Source organism: Citrobacter sp. (assembly GCF_050252275.1).
GTDB lineage: Bacteria > Pseudomonadota > Gammaproteobacteria > Enterobacterales > Enterobacteriaceae > Citrobacter_A > Citrobacter_A amalonaticus.
Genome location: NZ_JBFWLF010000048.1, coordinates 1 through 19,313, shown reverse-complemented (window position 1 = coordinate 19,313; position 19,313 = coordinate 1). Strand labels below are relative to the sequence as shown.

Here is a 19,313-nt window from a genome sequence, read left to right as displayed (position 1 = left end):
TTTTTTGAAAAACCAAAGAGGTGTGGTCGATCACAATTTAAGCCCACTTCAGGACATCTTTTTTCCAGGAAAAAGACCTTCATTGCAAAAATGAAACAGCGTGCTAAAAAAAATTCCATCCATCGTCATTTTATGAACATAATCATCGTAATACTTTGTTACACCGACGAGTCTGCCTGGGCAATGTCATTCCTTACTGTCCCTTTTAATTAAGGCGGCCCTCTATCCTGCAAGTCGTTTGTATTAATGAAAATTATAAACCTCTGGAGATGGAAAAATGAAACTGACCAAAACCTTGTTAAACCTGTGCGTGGGGACTGCTTTAGTACTGGCAGCGCAGGCGGCGTCTGCACAAACGCTGCGTGCGGCAGATGTCCATCCGGCGGATTATCCGAACGTAGTTGCTGTGAAGCATATGGGCGAAAAACTCAGCGCTGCGACCGACGGACGTCTGGATATTAAAACCTTCCCGGGCGGCGTACTGGGGGATGAAAAGCAGATGATTGAACAGGCACAACTGGGCGCGATTGATATTATTCGCGTGTCGATGTCTCCGGTTGCCGCAATATTGCCAGAGATTAACGTCTTTACGCTGCCCTATATCTTCCGCGATGAAGATCACCTGCATAAGGTTCTGGATGGGGCAATTGGTCAGGAAATTGGTGACCGGCTGACCGCCAACAGCCAGTCCCGACTGGTGTTTCTCGGCTGGATGGATGCCGGAACGCGTAACCTGATTACCAAGGCTCCGGTGGTGAAACCGGAAGACCTGAAAGGGATGAAAATCCGTGTTCAGACCAGCCCGGTCTCGCTCGATACCTTAAAAGCGATGGGCGCGAATGCGATCGCCATGGGAACCAGTGAGGTGTTCAGCGGGATGCAGACCGGGGTTATTGATGGCACAGAAAATAACCCGCCGACCTTTGTCGCGCATAACTATCTGCCGGTCGCCAAAAATTACACCTGGAGTAAGCATTTCATTATTCCTGAACTGTTCCTGTTTTCAAAAGCCAAGTGGGACAAGCTGAAAAAAGAAGATCAGGAATTAATTATTAAACTGGCAAAAGAAGCGCAAATAGAACAACGTCAACTCTGGGAAGCCTATAATGCGAAATCACTGGAAACCATGAAAGCAAATGGGGTGAATTTCCATGACATCGATACGGATTATTTTTATAAAGCCACACAGCCCGTCCGGGATCAATACGGTAAAGACCACCAGGATTTGATCAAGCGAATTCAGGATGTGAAGTAATTCATCAGGCGGATGACGGAGGTCATCTGCCTGAATCGGTTATTCGTTCGAGGTGATGATTATGGGTGAAGGTTATTCATCGGTAATGGATGTGCTGTATCGAATTTCAATGTGGATTGCCGGGCTGGCTTTATTGGTGATGGTGGCGGTTATTCCCGTGGGGATATTCGCGCGCTACGTGATGAACAGCGCGCTGTCCTGGCCAGAGCCGATCGCCATATTGTGCATGGTGACGTTCACTTTTATTGGCGCGGCGGTCAGCTATCGTGCGGGTTCGCATATTGCGGTCAGCATGGTAACCGATCGTCTTGGTGAAATGGGGCGCCGGATCTGTTTTATCGGTGCCGATTTGATGTTGCTGGCGATCAGTATTTTTATTCTTTGGTACGGTTCGACGCTCTGTTATGAGTTGTGGCAACAACCCGTGGCAGAATTCCCAATTTTGACTGCCGGGGAAAACTATCTTCCGCTCCCTATCGGTTCGGCGATTATGCTGCTTTTCATCATCGAGAAGATCTGCCGTGGCGCTCAGTATCAACGTCCTGTGGTCATGCTGGGTTCAACCAGTTGATGACCGAACCGACTTCATAGGGGAAAGCAAATGGATGCATTTATTCTCGTTTTTACGCTCGGCATCATGCTGGCGATTGGGGTGCCGGTGGCGTACGCGGTGGGGATCAGCGCGATCGTCGGGGCGTGGTATATCGATATCCCGCTGGAAGCGGTGATGATCCAGTTGACCAACGGCGTGAACAAATTCTCATTGTTGGCGATCCCGTTCTTTATTCTGGCCGGGGCCATTATGGCGGAAGGGGGCATTGCGCGCCGGTTAGTCAACTTTGCCTATATCTTTGTTGGCTTCATTCGCGGTGGTCTGTCGCTGGTGAACATTGTCGCATCAACCTTTTTTGGCGCGATCTCAGGATCGTCGGTGGCGGATACCGCATCGATCGGTTCAGTGATGATCCCTGAAATGGATAAGAAAGGTTATCCGCGAGACTTTGCCGCGGCGGTTACCGCCAGCGGCTCCGTGCAGGCAATCCTGACGCCGCCCAGCCATAACTCGGTGATCTACTCGCTGGCGACGGGCGGTACGGTGTCGATTGCCGCGCTGTTTATTGCCGGGATCCTGCCCGGGCTATTGCTGAGTTTTACCCTGATGGTAATGTGCGTGGGCTTTGCGCATAAGCGCGGCTACCCGAAAGGGGAGCGCGTGCCGTTCCGACAGGCATTGAAGATCTTTCTCGATACGCTGTGGGGGCTGATGACGGTCGTCATCATTATGGGCGGGATCCTTTCCGGTATTTTTACCGCGACGGAATCGGCGGCAATCGCCTGCCTGTGGGCATTCTTTGTCACCATGTTTATCTATCGCGACTATAAGTGGTCCGAACTGCCGAAACTGATGTATCGCACTGTGAAGACGGTGACCATCGTGATGATCCTGATCGGTTTCGCTGCGGCGTTTGGCGCCATCATGACCTATATGCAACTGCCGATGCGCATTACCGAAGCGTTTACCAGTATCTCGGATAACAAGTATGTCATTCTGATGTGCATTAACATCATGCTACTGCTGATTGGTACGTTGATGGACATGGCGCCGCTAATCCTGATCCTGACCCCTGTGCTGCTGCCGGTCACCAACGCCCTCGGCATTGATCCGGTACATTTCGGGATGATTATGCTGGTGAACCTGGGGATTGGCCTGATCACACCGCCGGTAGGGTCGGTGCTGTTTGTTGCCAGTGCGGTGAGTAAACAGAAGATCGAGCAGGTGGTGAAGGCGATGCTACCGTTCTACGCGGTACTGTTCCTGGTGCTCTTGCTGGTGACCTATATTCCGGCGATTTCGCTGTTCCTGCCGAAATTCTTTGGCGTGATGTGATAGTGGTGCAGTAACGAAAATCCGGGCGGGTATGCCCGGATTTTTTTATCGCTTAACGACGAACGGCGATCGCTTCGATCTCGATCTTCACGTCTTTTGGCAGACGCGCGACTTCCACGCAGGAACGTGCCGGGAAGGTGGCGTTGTGCTCGGTGAAGAACGCTTCGTAAGTGGCGTTGACGGTCGCGAAATCGTTCAGATCTTTGACAAATACGGTTGTTTTCACGATGTCGCCTACTTTCAGGCCAGCGGCTTCAACGATAGCTTTCACGTTTTCCAGCGACTGACGCGCCTGCGCGGAGACGTCGTCCGACACGCTGCCGGTTTTCGGGTCAACCGGGATCTGACCGGAAGTGATGATCATGCTGCCCAGATCTACGCCCTGAACATATGGACCGATTGCTGCGGGTGCATTTTCCGTCGCGATAGTTTTGCTCATGATTTCTCCTGAAGTACAGCGGTTAATGAAATTTCTCTGGCATTATAGGGAGCCACGAATTTTTAACCAACTGCAATTAGTTGGCCAGCACCACATAATGAGAAAACTCTTTTTCGCAGTATTTGCATTTAAGCGCGATGTCATCCGCGCGTTTTTTCACTGAAAAACTGGAAGAAACCGGTTCAGCGTGGCTGATGCAGTTACTGTTCGGGCAGACCAGCACGCTGTCGATGTGATCCGGCAGGCTTGGACGCGATTTACCCACCACGTCGTAGTTGTCGATACGGTTGACAGTGGCCTGTGGCGCATACAGTGACAGTTGATTAACCTGCTCGGCGGTCAGGAAGGTGTTCTCGATCTTAATCAAGTCTTTACGTCCCATTTCACCGGAAGGCAGATTAAGGCCGATAGTGATGCGCTGGTCGGTTTCGGTTAGCTTGAACAGAGTCAGCAATTTAAAGCCGATTTGCGCGGGAATATGGTCGATTACGGTGCCGCATTTGATCGCTTCAACCTGCAGTTTATTATCGTGTGTCATCTCGTTATCTCCCCTTACAGTGCCAAATCGCTAGTCAGAACCAGTGCCAGTAACGCCTGGCGCGCGAAAATCCCGTTGCCTGCCTGCTGGAAATACCAGGCGTGAGGCGTTTTATCCACGTCCGTGGCGATTTCATCTATACGCGGCAGCGGATGCAGTACCTTCATGTTTTCCCGCGCTCCCACCAGGTCGCTGGCGCGCAGGACAAACTGGGCCTTCACGTTGGCGTATTCTGAAGGGTCCAGACGCTCTTTCTGTACGCGGGTCATGTACAGAATATCCACCTCCGCCATCACCTCTTCGATAGAGGCGTGCAGGCTCCAGGCAATGCCTTTTTCGTCCAGCATATCAAGAATGTACTGCGGCATTGCCAGCGCATCCGGGGCGATGAAGTAGAAGCGGTTGCCGTCAAACTTCGCCAGCGCCTGCGTCAGGGAGTGCACGGTACGGCCATATTTCAGGTCGCCGACCATCGCCACATGCAGGTTGTTCAGACGCCCCTGCGTTTCCTGAATGGTGAACAGATCCAGCAGCGTCTGGGTCGGATGTTGATTTGAACCGTCACCCGCGTTCAGTACCGGCACCTTACCGGAGAATTCGGTCGCCAGACGCGCCGCGCCTTCCTGTGGGTGACGCATCACGATCGCGTCAACATAGGTGCTGATCACCGAGATGGTATCTGCCAGCGTCTCACCTTTCTTACCCAGCGACGTGTTGGCGCTGTCGGAAAAGCCGACCACGCTGGCGCCCAGGCGGTGCATGGAGGTTTCAAACGACAGGCGGGTACGGGTCGAGGCTTCAAAGAAGCAACTGGCGATGACCTTGTGTTTGAGCAGTTCTGGTTGAGGGTTCGCTTTTAATTTCGCCGCTGTCGCCAGCACCAGATTGAGGTCGTCGCGACTGAGGTCGTTTATGGAAATGATGTGTTTTTGATATAGCGGGTTAGCCATGTTTATCTCCTGACGCCAGGGCAAAAAAAAAGCCCCTCATTTGAGGGGCTGGGAATAGGTGATCAACGGAAAGAAAAACGGCAGGCCAGCGTCTGCTTTCAGACGCGGTAAGACAGAATGTCGTACACACTGGACCATACTTCCTCCCGGCAAATTGTCCGCGATTATACTCAGCTCCGTTTGCGGATCAAGCAAAAAATGCCGTTTTTATTCAACGCAAACGGTTTTAATGAATATTAATTCATTTTTAGTAAGTAGTTAATCTGTTTGTGGACAAGGCCAGTGCGCTGCACAACCCGTGGCGCAACCCAGACAATACTGCTACCCGCTACCACACCCAGGATTTCCGGCAGGGCATGATAATCGAGGATCCGGGCGACGGCGCGGCCATAGCCTGCCGCCGTATGGATAAGGATAAATTCGCTGTTATGCTCCACGCTCACCACCATTTCAGAAATGGAACGGGCGGCGTCGGGGGCTGGACGCAATTGCGGATTGACGGAATAAATTTTTTGTCCTTTCGTATTTCTAATTTTTATGACGCCAAGAATTTTCAGCAGGCGGGAAACCGTTGACTGGCTGATGGTTTCAAAGCCGTAGTTTTGCAGATCGCGGCGGATCTCCTCCTGTGAGAGATAGCTTTTTTCGCCAATCAGGCGCTGACAAACAGAGAGTTGTAGTTCTTCTTTTTCTGAAGCGGGTTGGTAAAGTTTCATCATCAGTTAGTCCAGTGTAATCAGCCGAAGATAACAACCAGTAGATCTGCCCAATGTTTCTATTTTTATTTGATGACGCACTAAGCAAATGTTCTCCATTTCAACCGGGATGTATTTGATCGGCTTATTGAAATTTGACTGGAGCGCGCTTCAGCATCCTGACGGATGGCATCTGCATGAAAAAATATTCCACTTAGTCGTCTAAGGGAAGGCGGAGTTTTGCCGCTTCGTCTTCCCTGTGTTGACGTGCATCAACTGAGCGTGAGCACGCCGGTCGCCAACAGATAGACCGCGTAGATCCCTGCGACCACCACCATAATAGCCAGAACGATCTCTATTGGATTGAAAAGTCTTCCATTTTTCTCTTTCCGCGCCCAGACATAAAAAACGATACCGAGGGCGTAGAGGATCATCGACAGCAGCAGATATTCCATCCCGGCGGCATAGACCAGCCAGGCACCATAGAGTGTTGCCAGCGCGCCGATGATGATGTCGCGGGTGATGGAATGCTGTTCATCACGGTTATAACCGTCCTTCTGCCACGCCACTTTCAGGGCATACAAACCGCTGAGAAAATAGGGGATCAGGATCATTGAGGTGGCCAGCAGCAGCAGCGCAAGATACCCCGCCTGTTGGAAATGGGCGATGATCAGGAACAGTTGGGTCAGACCATTGGTCAGCAGCAGCGCATTGACCGGTGCTTTGTTGGCGTTTTCTTTGCCCAGGAATTTGGGCATGGTGCCGTCTTTACCCGCCATATACGCCGTTTCCGCAGACAATAACGTCCAGGCCAGCAGCGCGGCGCCGACGGAAACGATAAGACCGATATTCATCAGGGCTGCGCCCCACGGCCCGACCGCCGCTGCCAGTACGCCTGCAGTAGAAGGGTTCTTCAACTGTGCGAGTTCTGGCTGAGACAGAACGCCGAGCGACAGCACCGAGACGGCGACAAACAGCAGGATTGAGATGAAAAATCCAATCATGGTGGCTTTACCCACGTCTGATTTTTTCATCGCCCGGCCCGAGTACATGGCTGCGCCTTCAATCCCGATGAAAACCCAGGTGGTGACCAGCATGATGTTTTTCACCTGGTCCATAACAGAGCCAAGCTGTTCATTGCCCCAGAATTCAATCTTAAAGGTGCGAACCTGAAAGGCGACGCTGACCAGCACAACAAACATGATCAGAGGAACCACTTTCGCGACCGTGCCGATCAGATTGAGCAGGGCGGCACCCTGTACGCCGCGACAGATCAGGAAATGCAGACTCCAGAGCAGAATTGATCCCACAATCAGCGCAGAAAGGGTGGTGCCATCGCCAAAGAAACCGAGCGCGCTGAAGGAGCCGAGTGCGGAACAGATCACCACATAGTATGAAACGTTGCCGATCCACGCCGAGATCCAGTAACCCCAGGCGGAGTTAAAACCGATGTACTCGCCAAAACCCGCGCGGGCATAACCATACACGCCGCCTTCCACTTCGCTTTTACGGTGCGCCAGGGTCTGGAAGACAAAGGCGAGGGTTAACATGCCGATAAAGGTAATTCCCCAGCCGATCAGGATCGCGCCAGCGCCTGCTTTGGCCGCCATGTTCTGCGGCAGAGAGAATACCCCGGCGGCGATCAGCGCGCTGACCACAAGCGCCGTTAGCGCCGGAAGTTTGAGCTTACCTTCGGACTGGGAGGTCGAAGCGTCCGCAGCCGGTTTGCTGGTATCAAGAGTAGTCATGAAGAGAGTCCTCAATCTGACAGAAAGTGATTTTTTAGAAGTAGCTGTATTGTTTGCCGACGTATTCGGAGGTCATGCACTGCAAGACGCCGCTGTATCCCAGGGAGAAATAGACGATGTCGCCCACCTGATATCCCGATGCGGCGTGGGTGACGTCGAGGATCAGGTGATCGGAACTGGCGCCGAGCACTTTGACACCGGGATCAAATGGCCGGAGCTGGGAGAAGGAGACGTCCTGTTCGCCGAGCGCGGCCAGCGCCCGGTGATGTACGCCAAGATCTTCGAATACCGGCTTTCTCCCCATGGCATCCAGCGCCGTGGAGTGTTGCGGAACGGAGGGCTTGTCTTTCAGCTCGATGATCTCCACGCCGAGCTTGATAGCGTCCTGGCGGGTGTCGGGGATCGGCTCGTCATTCAGGCCGAACCCCATGATCAGCGACGCGCCAAGCCGCAACTGGTTGACGCCCGTCGGCAGCCCACCGTTGATCAGCAGGAACAGGGCGGCGGAGCTGGCGCCGGAAATCGTGCGCAGTACAATACCCAACTCGTCTTCGATCTGATGGGCGAGATCGACCAGCGCCTGTTGGTTTTCGGTGGTGGGTTCCACTCCGCCGTAGCAGGCAAGATTGGCGCCCAGTCCTTCCAGCGTCAGCCCCGGCAGTTCTTTGTGTACCAGACGCGCAAGGCGTCGTGTCTCCAGCGGATCCACGCAGCCTTCACGCAGATCGCCCAGGTCATGCATCAGAATGACCCGGTGCGTTTTGTTCTGCGCTATGGCTGCCGCAGAGAGCGCCTGCAACGTATGTTCTTCGGAGTTCAGCGAGATATCCGCATAGGCCACGATGTCGTGCGCAAGGCTTATCTGCGGCAGACGCAGCAGCAGTTTGTCGACGGGCAGATCGGCGATTTTTTTGAGATTCTGGATGCGGGAATCTGCAATCGTGCTGATTCCTGCATCAATCATGGCTCTGGCGACATTTGCCGCTTCGCAGCTCAGCTTATTGACGCCGACAGGCTCTACCCCGTGCTGGCGGCATAGCGCAATCAGTGTCCGGGTGTTGTCACGAATGACCGAAAGATTAACGAAGAGGCAGGGAAAGTCCTGATTTCGCATAATGGGTCTCCTAACGTGGGCGCGGGTCAGGAAGGCACCCGCACCCGGTGCATTCGGTTCAGTCGCTATCGTGTGAGTGAGTCGCCGAGCGTCGCCACCATCACCGCTTTGATGGTGTGCATGCGGTTTTCCGCTTCGTCGAACACGATGGAGTGTGCGGATTCGAAAACGTCTTCCGTTACTTCCAACCCTTTCAGGCCGTAGGCGGCTTCAATTTCACGACCCACTTTGGTGTGTTCGTTATGGAAGGCGGGCAGGCAGTGCATGAACTTCACGTTGGGGTTGCCGGTGGCGTCGATGACCTTCTGGTTGATCTGGTACGGCGTCATCAGGCTGACGCGCTCAGCCCAGGCCTCTTTCGGTTCACCCATGGAGACCCAGACGTCGGTGTACAGAAAATCAACGTCGTAGACGCCTTCTTCCACATCGTCCGTCAGCGTGATGCGTGCCCCGGTGGTGCTGGCGATGCTGCGGCATTGCGCAACCAGCGCTTCATCTGGCCAGAAGGATTTTGGCGCGACGAGGCGAATATCCATGCCCATCTTCGCGGCGCCGACCATCAGGGAATTGCCCATGTTGTTGCGCGCATCGCCAAGGTAGGCGAAGCTCAGTTCGGGCAGCGTTTTCCCCGGCGCGTGCTCCAGCATGGTCATCAGATCCGCGAGGATCTGCGTGGGATGGAATTCGTCGGTCAGACCGTTCCACACCGGTACCCCGGCGTATTGCCCCAGTTCCTCAACGATCTGCTGACCGAACCCGCGGTATTCGATGCCGTCGTACATCCGGCCCAGTACACGAGCGGTATCTTTCATCGACTCTTTATGACCGATCTGCGAGCCGCTTGGGCCGAGGTAAGTGACCTGCGCGCCCTGGTCGAATGCCCCAACTTCAAAGGCACAGCGGGTGCGGGTGGAGGTTTTTTCGAATATCAGCGCAATGTTTTTCCCGATCAGCGTTTGCTGTTCGCGCCCGGCTTTTTTCGCCGCTTTCAGTTCAATCGCCAGATCGATAAGGAACTGGATCTCCGCTGGCGTAAAGTCGAGAAGTTTCAAAAAGTTTCTATTTTTCAGTGAAATAGCCATCAATGTATCCTTGTTAAAATGAACTACCTGATGACGCTGCGCTTATCAGGCCTACGGACGTGAATCGGTGTAGGCCGGATAAGGCGAGGCCGCCATCCGGCAAAAAAGCCTTAAGCGTCAACATCGGCGGTTTCGCGCCGAATCAGGGTGCCTTTATCGCCGGCGAGAATGGCCGGGCCATCGGCCAGCGAACCGATGCCCGCAATGCCGTGGCAGCGGCTGACAAAGTCGGCGCAGGCGCTGACTTTTGGCCCCATCGAACCGGCGTCAAATTGCATTTCGCTTAAGCGTTCCGGCGTCACCTGTGCCAGCGGACGCTGGGTCGGTTTGCCCCAGTCGAGGTACACCGCGTCGGCATCGGTCAGGATCAGCAGCGCGTCAGCGTGGATCTGGCTGGCGAGCAGCGCGGCGGAAAGGTCTTTGTCGATCACCGCTTCCAGGCCGTGGTAACCGTCTGCTTTCTCGACGACCGGCACACCGCCACCGCCGTTACAGATGACCAGATGATCGCGGGCGATCAGTGCCTGGATGGCGTCGCTCTCTACGATGCGTTTTGGCTGTGGTGAAGGCACCACACGGCGGAACGCTTTGCCATCCGCTTTGAAGACCCAACCTTTTTCAGCCTGCAACGCGTCGGCCTGGGCAGGGTCATAAACCGGACCGATATACTTGGTCGGGTTATGAAAGGCCGGATCGTCAGGGGCCACTTCCACCTGCGTGAGCAGGACACTGATTTCGCGCTGCGGCAGTTGGTTCTTCAGCGCCTGTTGCAGCATGTAGCCGATCATTCCCTGGCTTTCTGCCCCGAGAATGTCCAGCGGGTAGGGGGTGACGCCGTCGTAGGCGCTGTTTTGCAATGCCAGCAGGCCCACCTGCGGCCCGTTGCCGTGAACCAGCACCACCCGCCATTGCTGTGTGAGTTGGGCGATGGTTTTCGCCGCCAGGCCGATGTTCTTGCGCTGGATGTCGGCTTCCAGCGGTTCGCCGCGCTTGAGCAACGCATTGCCGCCGAGGGCAACAACCAGAGTCGGTTTGTTTTGCATGGTGGGTTCCTTAAATGCCATCGCGTTCCAGTGGGCAACTCATGCAGCGTGCGCCGCCGCGTCCGCGCCCCAGTTCATCGCCAGGGATTGGCAGCACGGTGATGCCGGCTTTGTCATATTTCTCGTTGGTCCAGATGTTGCGCTCGTAGCCCACGACGACGCCGGGGCGCAGCGTGAGAACGTTGTTGGCGTCGTTCCACTGTTCACGCTCGGCTTCAAAGGCGTCGCCGCCGGTGGTAATCAGACGCACCTGATCGATGCCGAGCGCTTTCTCAATGGCGTTAATCAACGTGCGTTCTTCGGTACGTTTCAGGCCGCCGCGCCCGTCTGGCGTTAAGGTCCAGCACTGCACGTCCTGGCGCACCACTTCCGGGTAGACGGAGAAGGTGTCGATATCGATGTGGGTCATGACGGTGTCGAGGTGCATACAGGAGCGGTGTTTGGGAAGCTCAACGGCAATCACCCGTTCGGCCTGACGATGGTTAAAAAGCGACTGGGCAAGGAACTCAATTCCCTGCGGCGTCGTGCGTTCAGACATGCCGATTAGCACTGCACCGCGCCCGATGACCAGCACATCGCCGCCTTCTAAGGTGGCATGGTCGTAATTGATATTCTCGTCGCCGAAATATTTAATAAAATCGCCGTCAGCAAATTGCGGATGCCAGCGATAGATGGCCCGCAGATTATTCGTTTCACGCTGGCGAGCCGGTTTGGCCATTGGGTTAATGGATACGCCGTTATATATCCAGCAGGAGGTATCGCGGGTAAATAAATGGTTTGGCAATGGCTTCATAATAAAGTCATTAATATCGTGGGTATCCACCACCATATTTTTAATTGAGGCGGGAATTTCACCGTAGGTGAGTCCGCCGCTTAAATGACGGGCCAGTTCCCGGTGCGGCATATCGGCCAGCCAGGCGCGGATGTCGGTGGCGAAAGTCGGGCCAAGTCGGTAATCCGAGATTTGCGTTTCCAGTAGCCAGCTTTTGGCATCCGCGATATCCAGAGTTTGTGTCAGTAAATCAGTCAGTAACAGAACTTCGATACCCTGCTCGCGTAACGTGTTGGCGAAAATATCATGCTCTTCACCTGCACGTTCGACGGACAGTACGTCATCAAACAGCAGCTCCTGGCAGTTAGACGGCGTGAGGCGTTTCAGGCTGAGATTAGGGCGATGCAACATCACACTGCGTAGTTGGCCGATTTCAGAACCGACATAATGTTTTTCCATTACGATACCTTTCACTCTATTTCAGGAATAAAAAGGGGGTGGCTGCGAATAATGAAAATGCTCGCAGTCATAACTGTTCCGATATTTTTCGAGAGGCATCATTGAATTATTTAGAAGTCAGGAATGTGATGAGTTTCACATCCATTCGGTTATTTGTTTTTTCTTAATTAATATATGACGGAGGTCTGAGAAATAACAAAAATAAAAAGTCTTTACCTGAATTACTACGCATTTATACGTCAGATTATTCTTTTGTGTTAATTGTTTGTTGGCTAAAGCAAAGAATGATGCCAATGTAACATCATGATTTTTATAGACTAATAATAATTTACTGCATAGATATGCGTATTGTGAATTATATTATTTTCGCTATAAAGTAAATTGAGCAATAAATATGGCGATTGTCATTGATTAAGCAGTGGAAATGAATTGTGATCGACTAATGGTTTTTCTTGTAAACCATTATATTTCAATAACTTGATAGCATTGTCTATTGGGTGTGTTTACATTTTATGCATTAAAGATGCATAGATCGCTGTTTAGCGTTAACAGACAGTCAACAACTTCAGCGATAAACATGCGCTGACGCAAAACTTTGCATGATAGCGATGGCACGCTCGGGTTTTTTTCCGTATAACAACTAAAATTGAAACGATGTTTTGAATGAGGGGTATGAGATGATCGTTGGTAATATTCACCATCTGCAATCCTGGCTTCCTGAAGAACTCCGCCAGGCGATTGAGTACATTAAGGCAAACGTCACCGAGGCGACGGAGAAGGGGAAACATGAGATTGACGGTAGCCGTCTGTTCTACCTGATTTCTGAAGATATGACCGAACCGTTCGAGAAGCGTCGTGCGGAGTATCACGCGCGCTATCTGGATATTCAGATCGTGCTGAAAGGGCAGGAAGGAATGACCTTCAGCGTACTGCCTGCCGGTAAACCGGATACCGACTGGCTGGCTGATAAAGATATCGCCTTTTTAGCGGAAGGGGAGCAGGAGAAAACGTTGATCCTGAATGAAGGTGACTTTGTAGTCTTTTATCCGCAAGAAGTGCACAAACCGCTGTGCGCCGTCGGCACGCCTGCGCCGGTGCGTAAAGCGGTGGTTAAACTGCTGGTGGCTTAAACAGAAAGGCAGGCATTGCGCAGCCGCTCCGTGAATCGGAGCGGCTGTCCTTTTTATGATTTATCCTGCATTCGTCCGTAACGATCCTTGCGTCTTCGCATACGGTAAAAATAATAAACTGCATTTATCTTCATTCAGATGTTAACCGAACGGTAAAAACGGTTTATTTCAGGCATTAATAGCGCACCGCGATCACATTATTTACTTATGTATTTAAATATATAACGGTGGCTTGATTTGAGTTAGTCGTTATATATTTAATTTTATATCGATATCGCCATAACTTCAGTCACAACATACCGTTAGCTGTAACCTTTCCTGTTAACTTTCAAAAACTCGATCAAAAGCACGTTTAACTCTTTCTGGTTAATAACACTTTTGTGTTACATCAATTCTTGTTGAAAAATCATCCAGCAAAATACATTACACAAAATTAAATATTAACTTTTGAATTAATTTCAGGGCAAGGTATGAATAAAAAATGGAAGTGGATAGCGGGTCTTGTATTCGTGGGCATTCTGCTGGGGGGAGCACTCGTGCTGTCATCTATGTGGATGATGCATAAAACGTCAGACACCTCGTTTTGTCTCTCCTGCCACACAATGCAAGCACCCTATGAAGAGTACCAGGGATCTGCGCACTTTATGAACCAAAAAGGTATCCGTGCGGAGTGCCGTGATTGCCACATTCCGCAATCGGGTATGGATTACCTGATCACCAAAGTTCGGGCCAGTAAGGATATCTGGCATGAGTTTGTCACCGGCAAAATTGATACACCGGAAAAATATGAGGCGCATCGCCTTGAGATGGCGGAGACCGTCTGGGAGCAGATGAAAGCCAACGATTCGGCGACCTGCCGCTCGTGCCATCAGTTTGACGCCATGGATCTTCAAAAGCAGAGTGCCGATGCACAGAAAATGCATGCGCTGGGTATTAAAGAAAAACAAACCTGTATTGATTGCCATAAAGGTATCGCGCACTTCCCGCCTGAAATCACCATTGACACCAAAGCGCATGATGCGCTGATGGAAAACGCACGCCAGACGCCGGTTGATGCGAAAGAAGTGTACCCCGTCGCGCCTGCCGCACTGGGTAACCTGGGCACAGTTTATCCGGCCACCAAACTGAACGTGGTGGGGCATTCCGGCGATGCGCGGGAAGTGGAGATTATCGGTAGCCAAATGCAAGGCGCTGAACAGGTGATTTACTTCGCGGCGGGTCAGCGTTTGGTCCTTGCCACACTTACCGACGAAGGTCAAAAAGCGCTCAAAATCTCCAGCGACTGGGAAAAGGATCCCTACGGAAACGCATGGCGCAATGTGTCTCTACGCGCACCTCTGGCTGAACCCGCACTGAGTAAACCCGACGTGATCTGGGATTACGCCAAAACTCTCGACAAAACGTATTGTTCCGGATGTCATGCGCCGATTTCCTCCGAACATTACACCTTAAATGCCTGGCCTTCCGTAGCAAAAGGGATGGGCGCGAGAACGGATATTAGCGCCGAGGATTTAGACATCCTGACTCGCTGGTTCCAGTATCACGCCAAAGATTTTACCTCTAAGGAATAACTAACAATTACGATTAAAGGAAAACCTATGAACCTTACACGACGTAACTTTATTAAGTATGCTGGCGGTTCCGCTGGCGCGATGATGATTACCTCGGCAATCCCGATGCCAGCGTGGGCCGCAGACGCGCCGGGTAATGCCATCCTGACCGCAGGACGTTGGGGGGCGATGTACATCGACGTTAAAGACGGCAAAATTGTGTCGTCGCGCGGTGCGCTGGCGAAAACGATTCCCAACGATCTGCAAACTACCGCACCCGATCAGGCGCATACCCCGTGCCGTATTCAATCTCCGATGGTGCGAAAAGGTTTCCTCAATGCGCCGGGCAAACCGGATGGCAATCGTGGTAAAGACGAATTCGTCAAAGTGTCATGGGAAGACGCCCTGAAGCTCATCCACGAGCAGCACGCCCGTATCCGTGCCGAGCATGGCCCATCTTCCATTTTTGCGGGATCTTATGGCTGGCGCTCCAGTGGTGTGCTGCACAAAGCGCAGACGCTGCTGCAGCGTTACATGAGCATGGCGGGCGGCTATACCGGACATACCGGCGACTACTCCACTGGCGCGGCGCAGGTGATCATGCCGCACGTCGTCGGCTCGGTAGAAGTTTACGAACAGCAAACGGCATGGCCGCTGATCCTCGAACATAGTCAGGTGGTAGTCCTGTGGGGTCTTAACCCACTGAACACCCTGAAAATTGCCTGGACCAGTACGGATGAGCAAGGCCTCGAGTACTTCAATAAACTGAAAGCGTCCGGCAAAACTGTTATCGCCATCGATCCGCAACGCTCAGAAACTATCGATTTCTTCGGTGATAAAGCACAGTGGATTGCGCCGAATATGGGTACCGACGTGGCGCTGATGTTAGGTATTGCGTCCGCGCTGGTAGAAAAAGGACTGCATGATAAAGCCTTCCTCGATAAATACACCACTGGCTATGGCGAATTCGAAGCGTATCTGACGGGTAAAAACGACAACACGCCGAAAAATCCGGCCTGGGCCGAGAAAATTTGCGGCGTTCCGGCGAAGCAAATGGAAATTCTGGCGGAAATCTTTGCCAAGAATAAAACCATGCTGATGGCAGGCTGGGGCATTCAGCGTCAGCAGTATGGTGAACAGCGCCACTGGATGCTGGTTACCCTGGCGGCGATGCTCGGCCAGATTGGTACCGAGGGCGGCGGTTTTGGTTTCTCTTACCATTACTCTAACGGCGGCAACCCAACTCGCAGTGGCGGAGTGCTGTCGGCCATTTCAGCGACAATCGCAGGCGGCTCGTCTGCTGGCAACGACTGGGCAACCTCCGATGCGGTTGAAGCGTTCCCGGTTGCGCGTATCGTTGAAGCCCTGGAAAACCCCGGCGGCAAATATCAACATAACGGTAAGGAACAAACCTTCCCCGATCTGCGCATGATCTGGTGGGCCGGCGGTGGCAACTTCACTCATCATCAGGATACCAACCGCCTGGTAAAAGCCTGGCAAAAACCGGAACTGGTGGTGATCTCCGAGTGCTACTGGACGGCTGCCGCCAAGCACGCGGATATTGTTCTGCCGATCACCACATCGTTTGAACGTAACGATCTGACCATGACCGGTGACTACAGCAACCAGCATCTGGTGCCGATGAAACAAGCCATCCCGCCACAGTTCGAAGCACGCAATGATTTTGACGTGTTCGCGGATATGGCTGAGCTGCTGAAACCAGGCGGTAAAGCCGTTTATACCGAAGGCAAGAGCGAAATGGACTGGCTGCGCGAGTTCTACGACGTGGCACAGAAAGGCGCGCGCCAGCAGCGCGTCAATATGCCGCAGTTCACCGCCTTCTGGGAAGCGAACAAGCTGATCGAAATGCGTAAGAACCCGAAAGAAGAAGTTTTCGTGCGCTATGCCGATTTCCGCAAGGACCCGGTGATGAACCCGCTGGGTACGCCGAGCGGTAAAATCGAGATTTACTCGAAAACCATTGAAGGTTTCAACTATAAGGATTGCCCGGCGCATCCGACCTGGCTGGAACCAGACGAATGGGCTGGCAACGCTAAAGAGGGTGAACTGCAGTTGCTGACCGCGCACCCGGCGCACCGTTTACACAGTCAGCTTAACTATGCGTCGCTACGCAAACAGTATGCGGTGGCCAACCGCGAGCCGTTATACATCCATCCAGAAGATGCGAAAAAACGTGGCATTGCCGACGGCGATTTGGTGCGTGTCTGGAACACGCGTGGCCAGGTATTAACCGGCGCGAAGGTTACTGATGGCATCAAGCAGGGTGTGGTATGTATCCATGAAGGCGCATGGCCGGATCTGGATTACGCAGGTACCGGGATCTGTAAAAACGGTGGAGCTAACGTGCTTACCAAAGACATCCCGACCTCGCGTCTGGCGAATGGCTGCGCGGGCAACACTGCGCTGGTGATGGCGGAGAAATACACCGGACCGGAGCTGGAACTTACCGCGTTTACGCCGCCAATGGGCGCATAATTCACGGTTGTAATACTGGGCGAAAATGGTGATTTTCGCCTCAGACTGGTGATGAACCCCACAGTGTTATGTGGGGTTTTTCTTTGCGAACAATATTACTGCGCCAGCGTCGCCACCATCACCGCTTTAATGGTGTGCATCCGGTTTTCAGCCTGGTCAAACACAATACTGGCCGGGGATTCAAACACCTCATCGGTGACTTCCATTCCGCCGTGCAGACCAAATTCCTCCGCCATTTTTTTACCGAGCGTGGTCTGATCGTCATGAAATGCGGGCAGGCAGTGCAGAAACTTCACCTGCGGATTCCCGGAAAGCGCCATCATCTGGCTGTTGACCTGATAGTCGCGCAGCATGGCGATACGTTCCGCCCACATCTCTTTCGGTTCGCCCATCGACACCCAGACATCGGTGTAGATAAAGTCCGCCCCTTTCACGCCAGCCGCGATATCTTCGGTAAGCGTAATGTTACCGCCATTTTTCTTCGCCATTGCGCTGCATTCTGCGACCAGCGACGCTTCCGGCCAGCAGCTTTTGGGGGCCACCAGACGCAGGTCCAGCCCGGTGAGCGCGGCGGCTTCCAGCATTGAGTTACCCATGTTATTGCGCGCATCGCCCGCGTAAACCAGCGTCATCTCGTTAAACGCTTTACCTGGTAGATGTTCCTGCATCGTCAGCAGGTCAGCCAGTAATTGCGTAGGATGGAACTCGTTGGTCAACCCATTCCATACCGGTACACCGGCATATTCGGCCAGCGTTTCGACCACTTCCTGACCGTAACCGCGATACTGAATGCCGTCATACATCCGGCCCAGCACGCGAGCGGTGTCTTTAATTGACTCTTTATGCCCAATCTGGCTGCCGCTGGAACCGAGATAAGTGACGCGAGCCCCCTGGTCGTAAGCGGCAACTTCGAAAGAGCATCGTGTACGGGTCGAGTCTTTTTCGAAGATGAGCGCGATGTTTTTGCCTGTAAGCTTTTGTTCTTCTTTGCCATTTTTCTTATCAGCTTTCAGTTTTGCGGCAAGTTGGACGAGTGCGGTGAGTTCAGCAGGGGTGAAATCGAGTAACTTTAAAAAATGCTTCTGATAAAAACCTGACATAGTTCCCTCCTATGGCGAATGCCATCTATTGAATTAAAATTCAATTTATATGGATGATTATGCATTTGCAACCCCGTTTCACAAATCTTTTCTGGAAAGGTGGAGGCAATGGCGGCGGTATGTGACAATAAGAGTATCGGCAGGACATTATGAGGAACGAGCCATGGCAAACCCGGAACTACTGGAAGAGCAGCGTGAAGAAACGCGCCTGATTATTGAAGAATTACTGGATGATGGTAGCGACCCGGACGCGCTGTACACCATCGAACACCACCTTTCCGCAGACGATTTCGAAACCCTGGAAAAAGCGGCGGTAGAAGCGTTTAAACTCGGCTACGAAGTCACTGAGCCAGAAGAGCTGGAAGTCGAAGAAGGTGACACTGTGATTTGCTGCGATATCCTCAGTGAATGTGCGCTGAAAGCTGACCTTATCGACGCGCAGGTTGAACAGTTGATGAACCTGGCCGAGAAATATGACGTCGAATACGATGGCTGGGGCACCTACTTTGAAGATCCGAACGGTGAAGACGGTGAAGAGGGCGACGACGAAGACTACGTCGACGAAGATGACGACGGCGTGCGTCACTAAGATTACCAGGCGTTAAAAAGTACGGCAGCGCCTGCTGTCGTACTCTTCCAACAGGTTACTCATGAACTACCCGCAAATACTTTCTCCGGTGCTTAACTTTCTGCACTGTCCGACCCCGCAGGCATGGATTGACCAGGCGCGCGATCCGCAAAACCTCCCTCTGCTGCTCACCGATCATCTGATATGCGAACTCAAGGCGGCGCAAACGGCGATGCGATTGGTGCGTAAGTATGTAGCGGATAAACCGGGTGCGGATGCGCTGCTCGCCTGGCTACAGCCGTATGAAGCCTTTGCCTTCCGGGAAGGGCCGGAACCGGACTTTGTTGCGCTCCATAAACAGATTGGTAAAAGCGTAATGCCGGAAACGGACGATCCGTGGGGCCGCCAGCTTATCGACCGCATGGTGTTGTTGATAAAGGAAGAATTGCACCATTTCTGGCAGGTGCGCGAAGCGATGCAGGCCCG

General features: G+C 52.8%; 19 protein-coding genes and 1 pseudogene. 8 read left to right on the top strand and 12 right to left on the bottom strand.

Annotated features, from left to right (window positions below; translation table 11 throughout):
- Positions 1–277 precede the first annotated feature (277 nt).
- From AB7E14_RS06290 to AB7E14_RS06280, 3 genes are all read left to right on the top strand, one after another.
- Positions 278–1,255 carry a TRAP transporter substrate-binding protein gene (locus tag AB7E14_RS06290; protein ID WP_042999234.1) on the top strand — a complete coding sequence of 326 codons (978 nt, stop codon included), beginning with the start codon at positions 278–280 and terminating at the stop codon, positions 1,253–1,255.
- A 61-nt stretch (positions 1,256–1,316) separates the two neighbouring features.
- The gene (locus AB7E14_RS06285; protein WP_042999235.1) at positions 1,317–1,826 is read left to right on the top strand and encodes a TRAP transporter small permease; all 510 of its coding nucleotides are present in this window, start codon (positions 1,317–1,319) and stop codon (positions 1,824–1,826) included.
- Between the two features lie 30 nt (positions 1,827–1,856).
- Positions 1,857–3,143, top strand: a complete 1,287-nt coding sequence (locus tag AB7E14_RS06280; protein WP_042999236.1) for a TRAP transporter large permease — start codon at positions 1,857–1,859, stop codon at positions 3,141–3,143.
- A 52-nt stretch (positions 3,144–3,195) separates the two neighbouring features.
- On the opposite strand, the gene ridA is transcribed toward AB7E14_RS06280, so the two are convergent.
- From ridA to arcA, 10 genes and pseudogenes are all read right to left on the bottom strand, one after another.
- Complete coding sequence (gene ridA, locus AB7E14_RS06275) at positions 3,196–3,582, bottom strand: 2-iminobutanoate/2-iminopropanoate deaminase (protein WP_042999238.1); 387 nt, start codon at positions 3,580–3,582, stop codon at positions 3,196–3,198.
- Positions 3,583–3,658: 76 nt separating this feature from the next.
- Positions 3,659–4,120 (bottom strand): aspartate carbamoyltransferase regulatory subunit, encoded by a 462-nt coding sequence (pyrI, locus tag AB7E14_RS06270; RefSeq protein WP_042999239.1) that lies wholly within the window; start codon positions 4,118–4,120, stop codon positions 3,659–3,661.
- A 14-nt stretch (positions 4,121–4,134) separates the two neighbouring features.
- Entirely contained in the window at positions 4,135–5,070 is a 936-nt protein-coding gene (pyrB, locus tag AB7E14_RS06265) for an aspartate carbamoyltransferase (protein WP_042999240.1), read from the bottom strand.
- Positions 5,071–5,072: 2 nt separating this feature from the next.
- Positions 5,073–5,208, bottom strand: a pseudogene (pyrL, locus tag AB7E14_RS06260) (pyr operon leader peptide).
- 98 nt (positions 5,209–5,306) lie between these two features.
- Positions 5,307–5,786: an arginine repressor gene (locus AB7E14_RS06255; RefSeq protein ID WP_043001817.1), complete on the bottom strand. Its 480-nt coding sequence runs from the start codon at positions 5,784–5,786 to the stop codon at positions 5,307–5,309.
- A gap of 251 nt (positions 5,787–6,037) precedes the next feature.
- Positions 6,038–7,513 carry an arginine-ornithine antiporter gene (gene arcD, locus AB7E14_RS06250; protein WP_042999241.1) on the bottom strand — a complete coding sequence of 492 codons (1,476 nt, stop codon included), beginning with the start codon at positions 7,511–7,513 and terminating at the stop codon, positions 6,038–6,040.
- A 34-nt stretch (positions 7,514–7,547) separates the two neighbouring features.
- Complete coding sequence (locus AB7E14_RS06245; protein WP_316962107.1) at positions 7,548–8,627, bottom strand: alanine/ornithine racemase family PLP-dependent enzyme; 1,080 nt, start codon at positions 8,625–8,627, stop codon at positions 7,548–7,550.
- 65 nt (positions 8,628–8,692) lie between these two features.
- On the bottom strand, positions 8,693–9,709 hold the full coding sequence (argF, locus tag AB7E14_RS06240; protein ID WP_044264666.1) for an ornithine carbamoyltransferase: 1,017 nt from the start codon (positions 9,707–9,709) through the stop codon (positions 8,693–8,695).
- Positions 9,710–9,819: 110 nt separating this feature from the next.
- Positions 9,820–10,752, bottom strand: coding sequence for a carbamate kinase (gene arcC, locus AB7E14_RS06235; RefSeq protein ID WP_044328866.1), 933 nt, complete (start codon positions 10,750–10,752; stop codon positions 9,820–9,822).
- 10 nt (positions 10,753–10,762) lie between these two features.
- The gene (gene arcA, locus AB7E14_RS06230; protein ID WP_044328867.1) at positions 10,763–11,983 is read right to left on the bottom strand and encodes an arginine deiminase; all 1,221 of its coding nucleotides are present in this window, start codon (positions 11,981–11,983) and stop codon (positions 10,763–10,765) included.
- Positions 11,984–12,660: 677 nt separating this feature from the next.
- Between arcA and AB7E14_RS06225 the strand changes: the two genes are divergently transcribed.
- From AB7E14_RS06225 to AB7E14_RS06215, 3 genes are all read left to right on the top strand, one after another.
- A complete protein-coding gene (locus AB7E14_RS06225; protein WP_042999246.1) occupies positions 12,661–13,113 on the top strand; it encodes a YhcH/YjgK/YiaL family protein in 453 nt (150 codons plus the stop codon).
- 470 nt (positions 13,114–13,583) lie between these two features.
- Positions 13,584–14,684, top strand: coding sequence for a NapC/NirT family cytochrome c (locus AB7E14_RS06220; protein ID WP_042999247.1), 1,101 nt, complete (start codon positions 13,584–13,586; stop codon positions 14,682–14,684).
- A gap of 27 nt (positions 14,685–14,711) precedes the next feature.
- Positions 14,712–17,159, top strand: coding sequence for a molybdopterin guanine dinucleotide-containing S/N-oxide reductase (locus AB7E14_RS06215; protein WP_046401402.1), 2,448 nt, complete (start codon positions 14,712–14,714; stop codon positions 17,157–17,159).
- 95 nt (positions 17,160–17,254) lie between these two features.
- Here AB7E14_RS06215 and argF (AB7E14_RS06210) read toward each other — a convergent pair whose 3' ends face one another.
- The gene (gene argF, locus AB7E14_RS06210; protein WP_044253254.1) at positions 17,255–18,259 is read right to left on the bottom strand and encodes an ornithine carbamoyltransferase; all 1,005 of its coding nucleotides are present in this window, start codon (positions 18,257–18,259) and stop codon (positions 17,255–17,257) included.
- Complete coding sequence (argL, locus tag AB7E14_RS06205) at positions 18,229–18,324, bottom strand: putative translational regulatory protein ArgL (RefSeq protein ID WP_371192323.1); 96 nt, start codon at positions 18,322–18,324, stop codon at positions 18,229–18,231. The genes argF (AB7E14_RS06210) and argL overlap by 31 nt, the downstream gene beginning before the upstream one ends.
- A 98-nt stretch (positions 18,325–18,422) precedes the next feature.
- Between argL and rraB the strand changes: the two genes are divergently transcribed.
- The gene (gene rraB, locus AB7E14_RS06200) at positions 18,423–18,848 is read left to right on the top strand and encodes a ribonuclease E inhibitor RraB (RefSeq protein WP_042999249.1); all 426 of its coding nucleotides are present in this window, start codon (positions 18,423–18,425) and stop codon (positions 18,846–18,848) included.
- 61 nt (positions 18,849–18,909) lie between these two features.
- On the top strand, positions 18,910–19,313 hold a 404-nt coding region (gene miaE / locus AB7E14_RS06195), incomplete at its 3' end, for a tRNA isopentenyl-2-thiomethyl-A-37 hydroxylase MiaE (protein ID WP_428169404.1).

Bases quoted from the DNA above. Each gene is read 5' to 3' on its own strand.
- AB7E14_RS06290 (WP_042999234.1), top strand. From the start codon at position 278: ATGAAACTGACCAAAACCTTGTTAAACCTGTGCGTGGGGACTGCTTTA.
- AB7E14_RS06285 (WP_042999235.1), top strand. From the start codon at position 1,317: ATGGGTGAAGGTTATTCATCGGTAATGGATGTGCTGTATCGAATTTCA.
- AB7E14_RS06280 (WP_042999236.1), top strand. From the start codon at position 1,857: ATGGATGCATTTATTCTCGTTTTTACGCTCGGCATCATGCTGGCGATT.
- ridA (WP_042999238.1), bottom strand. From the start codon at position 3,582: ATGAGCAAAACTATCGCGACGGAAAATGCACCCGCAGCAATCGGTCCA.
- pyrI (WP_042999239.1), bottom strand. From the start codon at position 4,120: ATGACACACGATAATAAACTGCAGGTTGAAGCGATCAAATGCGGCACC.
- pyrB (WP_042999240.1), bottom strand. From the start codon at position 5,070: ATGGCTAACCCGCTATATCAAAAACACATCATTTCCATAAACGACCTC.
- AB7E14_RS06255 (WP_043001817.1), bottom strand. From the start codon at position 5,786: ATGAAACTTTACCAACCCGCTTCAGAAAAAGAAGAACTACAACTCTCT.
- arcD (WP_042999241.1), bottom strand. From the start codon at position 7,513: ATGACTACTCTTGATACCAGCAAACCGGCTGCGGACGCTTCGACCTCC.
- AB7E14_RS06245 (WP_316962107.1), bottom strand. From the start codon at position 8,627: ATGCGAAATCAGGACTTTCCCTGCCTCTTCGTTAATCTTTCGGTCATT.
- argF (WP_044264666.1), bottom strand. From the start codon at position 9,709: ATGGCTATTTCACTGAAAAATAGAAACTTTTTGAAACTTCTCGACTTT.
- arcC (WP_044328866.1), bottom strand. From the start codon at position 10,752: ATGCAAAACAAACCGACTCTGGTTGTTGCCCTCGGCGGCAATGCGTTG.
- arcA (WP_044328867.1), bottom strand. From the start codon at position 11,983: ATGGAAAAACATTATGTCGGTTCTGAAATCGGCCAACTACGCAGTGTG.
- AB7E14_RS06225 (WP_042999246.1), top strand. From the start codon at position 12,661: ATGATCGTTGGTAATATTCACCATCTGCAATCCTGGCTTCCTGAAGAA.
- AB7E14_RS06220 (WP_042999247.1), top strand. From the start codon at position 13,584: ATGAATAAAAAATGGAAGTGGATAGCGGGTCTTGTATTCGTGGGCATT.
- AB7E14_RS06215 (WP_046401402.1), top strand. From the start codon at position 14,712: ATGAACCTTACACGACGTAACTTTATTAAGTATGCTGGCGGTTCCGCT.
- argF (WP_044253254.1), bottom strand. From the start codon at position 18,259: ATGTCAGGTTTTTATCAGAAGCATTTTTTAAAGTTACTCGATTTCACC.
- argL (WP_371192323.1), bottom strand. From the start codon at position 18,324: ATGCATAATCATCCATATAAATTGAATTTTAATTCAATAGATGGCATT.
- rraB (WP_042999249.1), top strand. From the start codon at position 18,423: ATGGCAAACCCGGAACTACTGGAAGAGCAGCGTGAAGAAACGCGCCTG.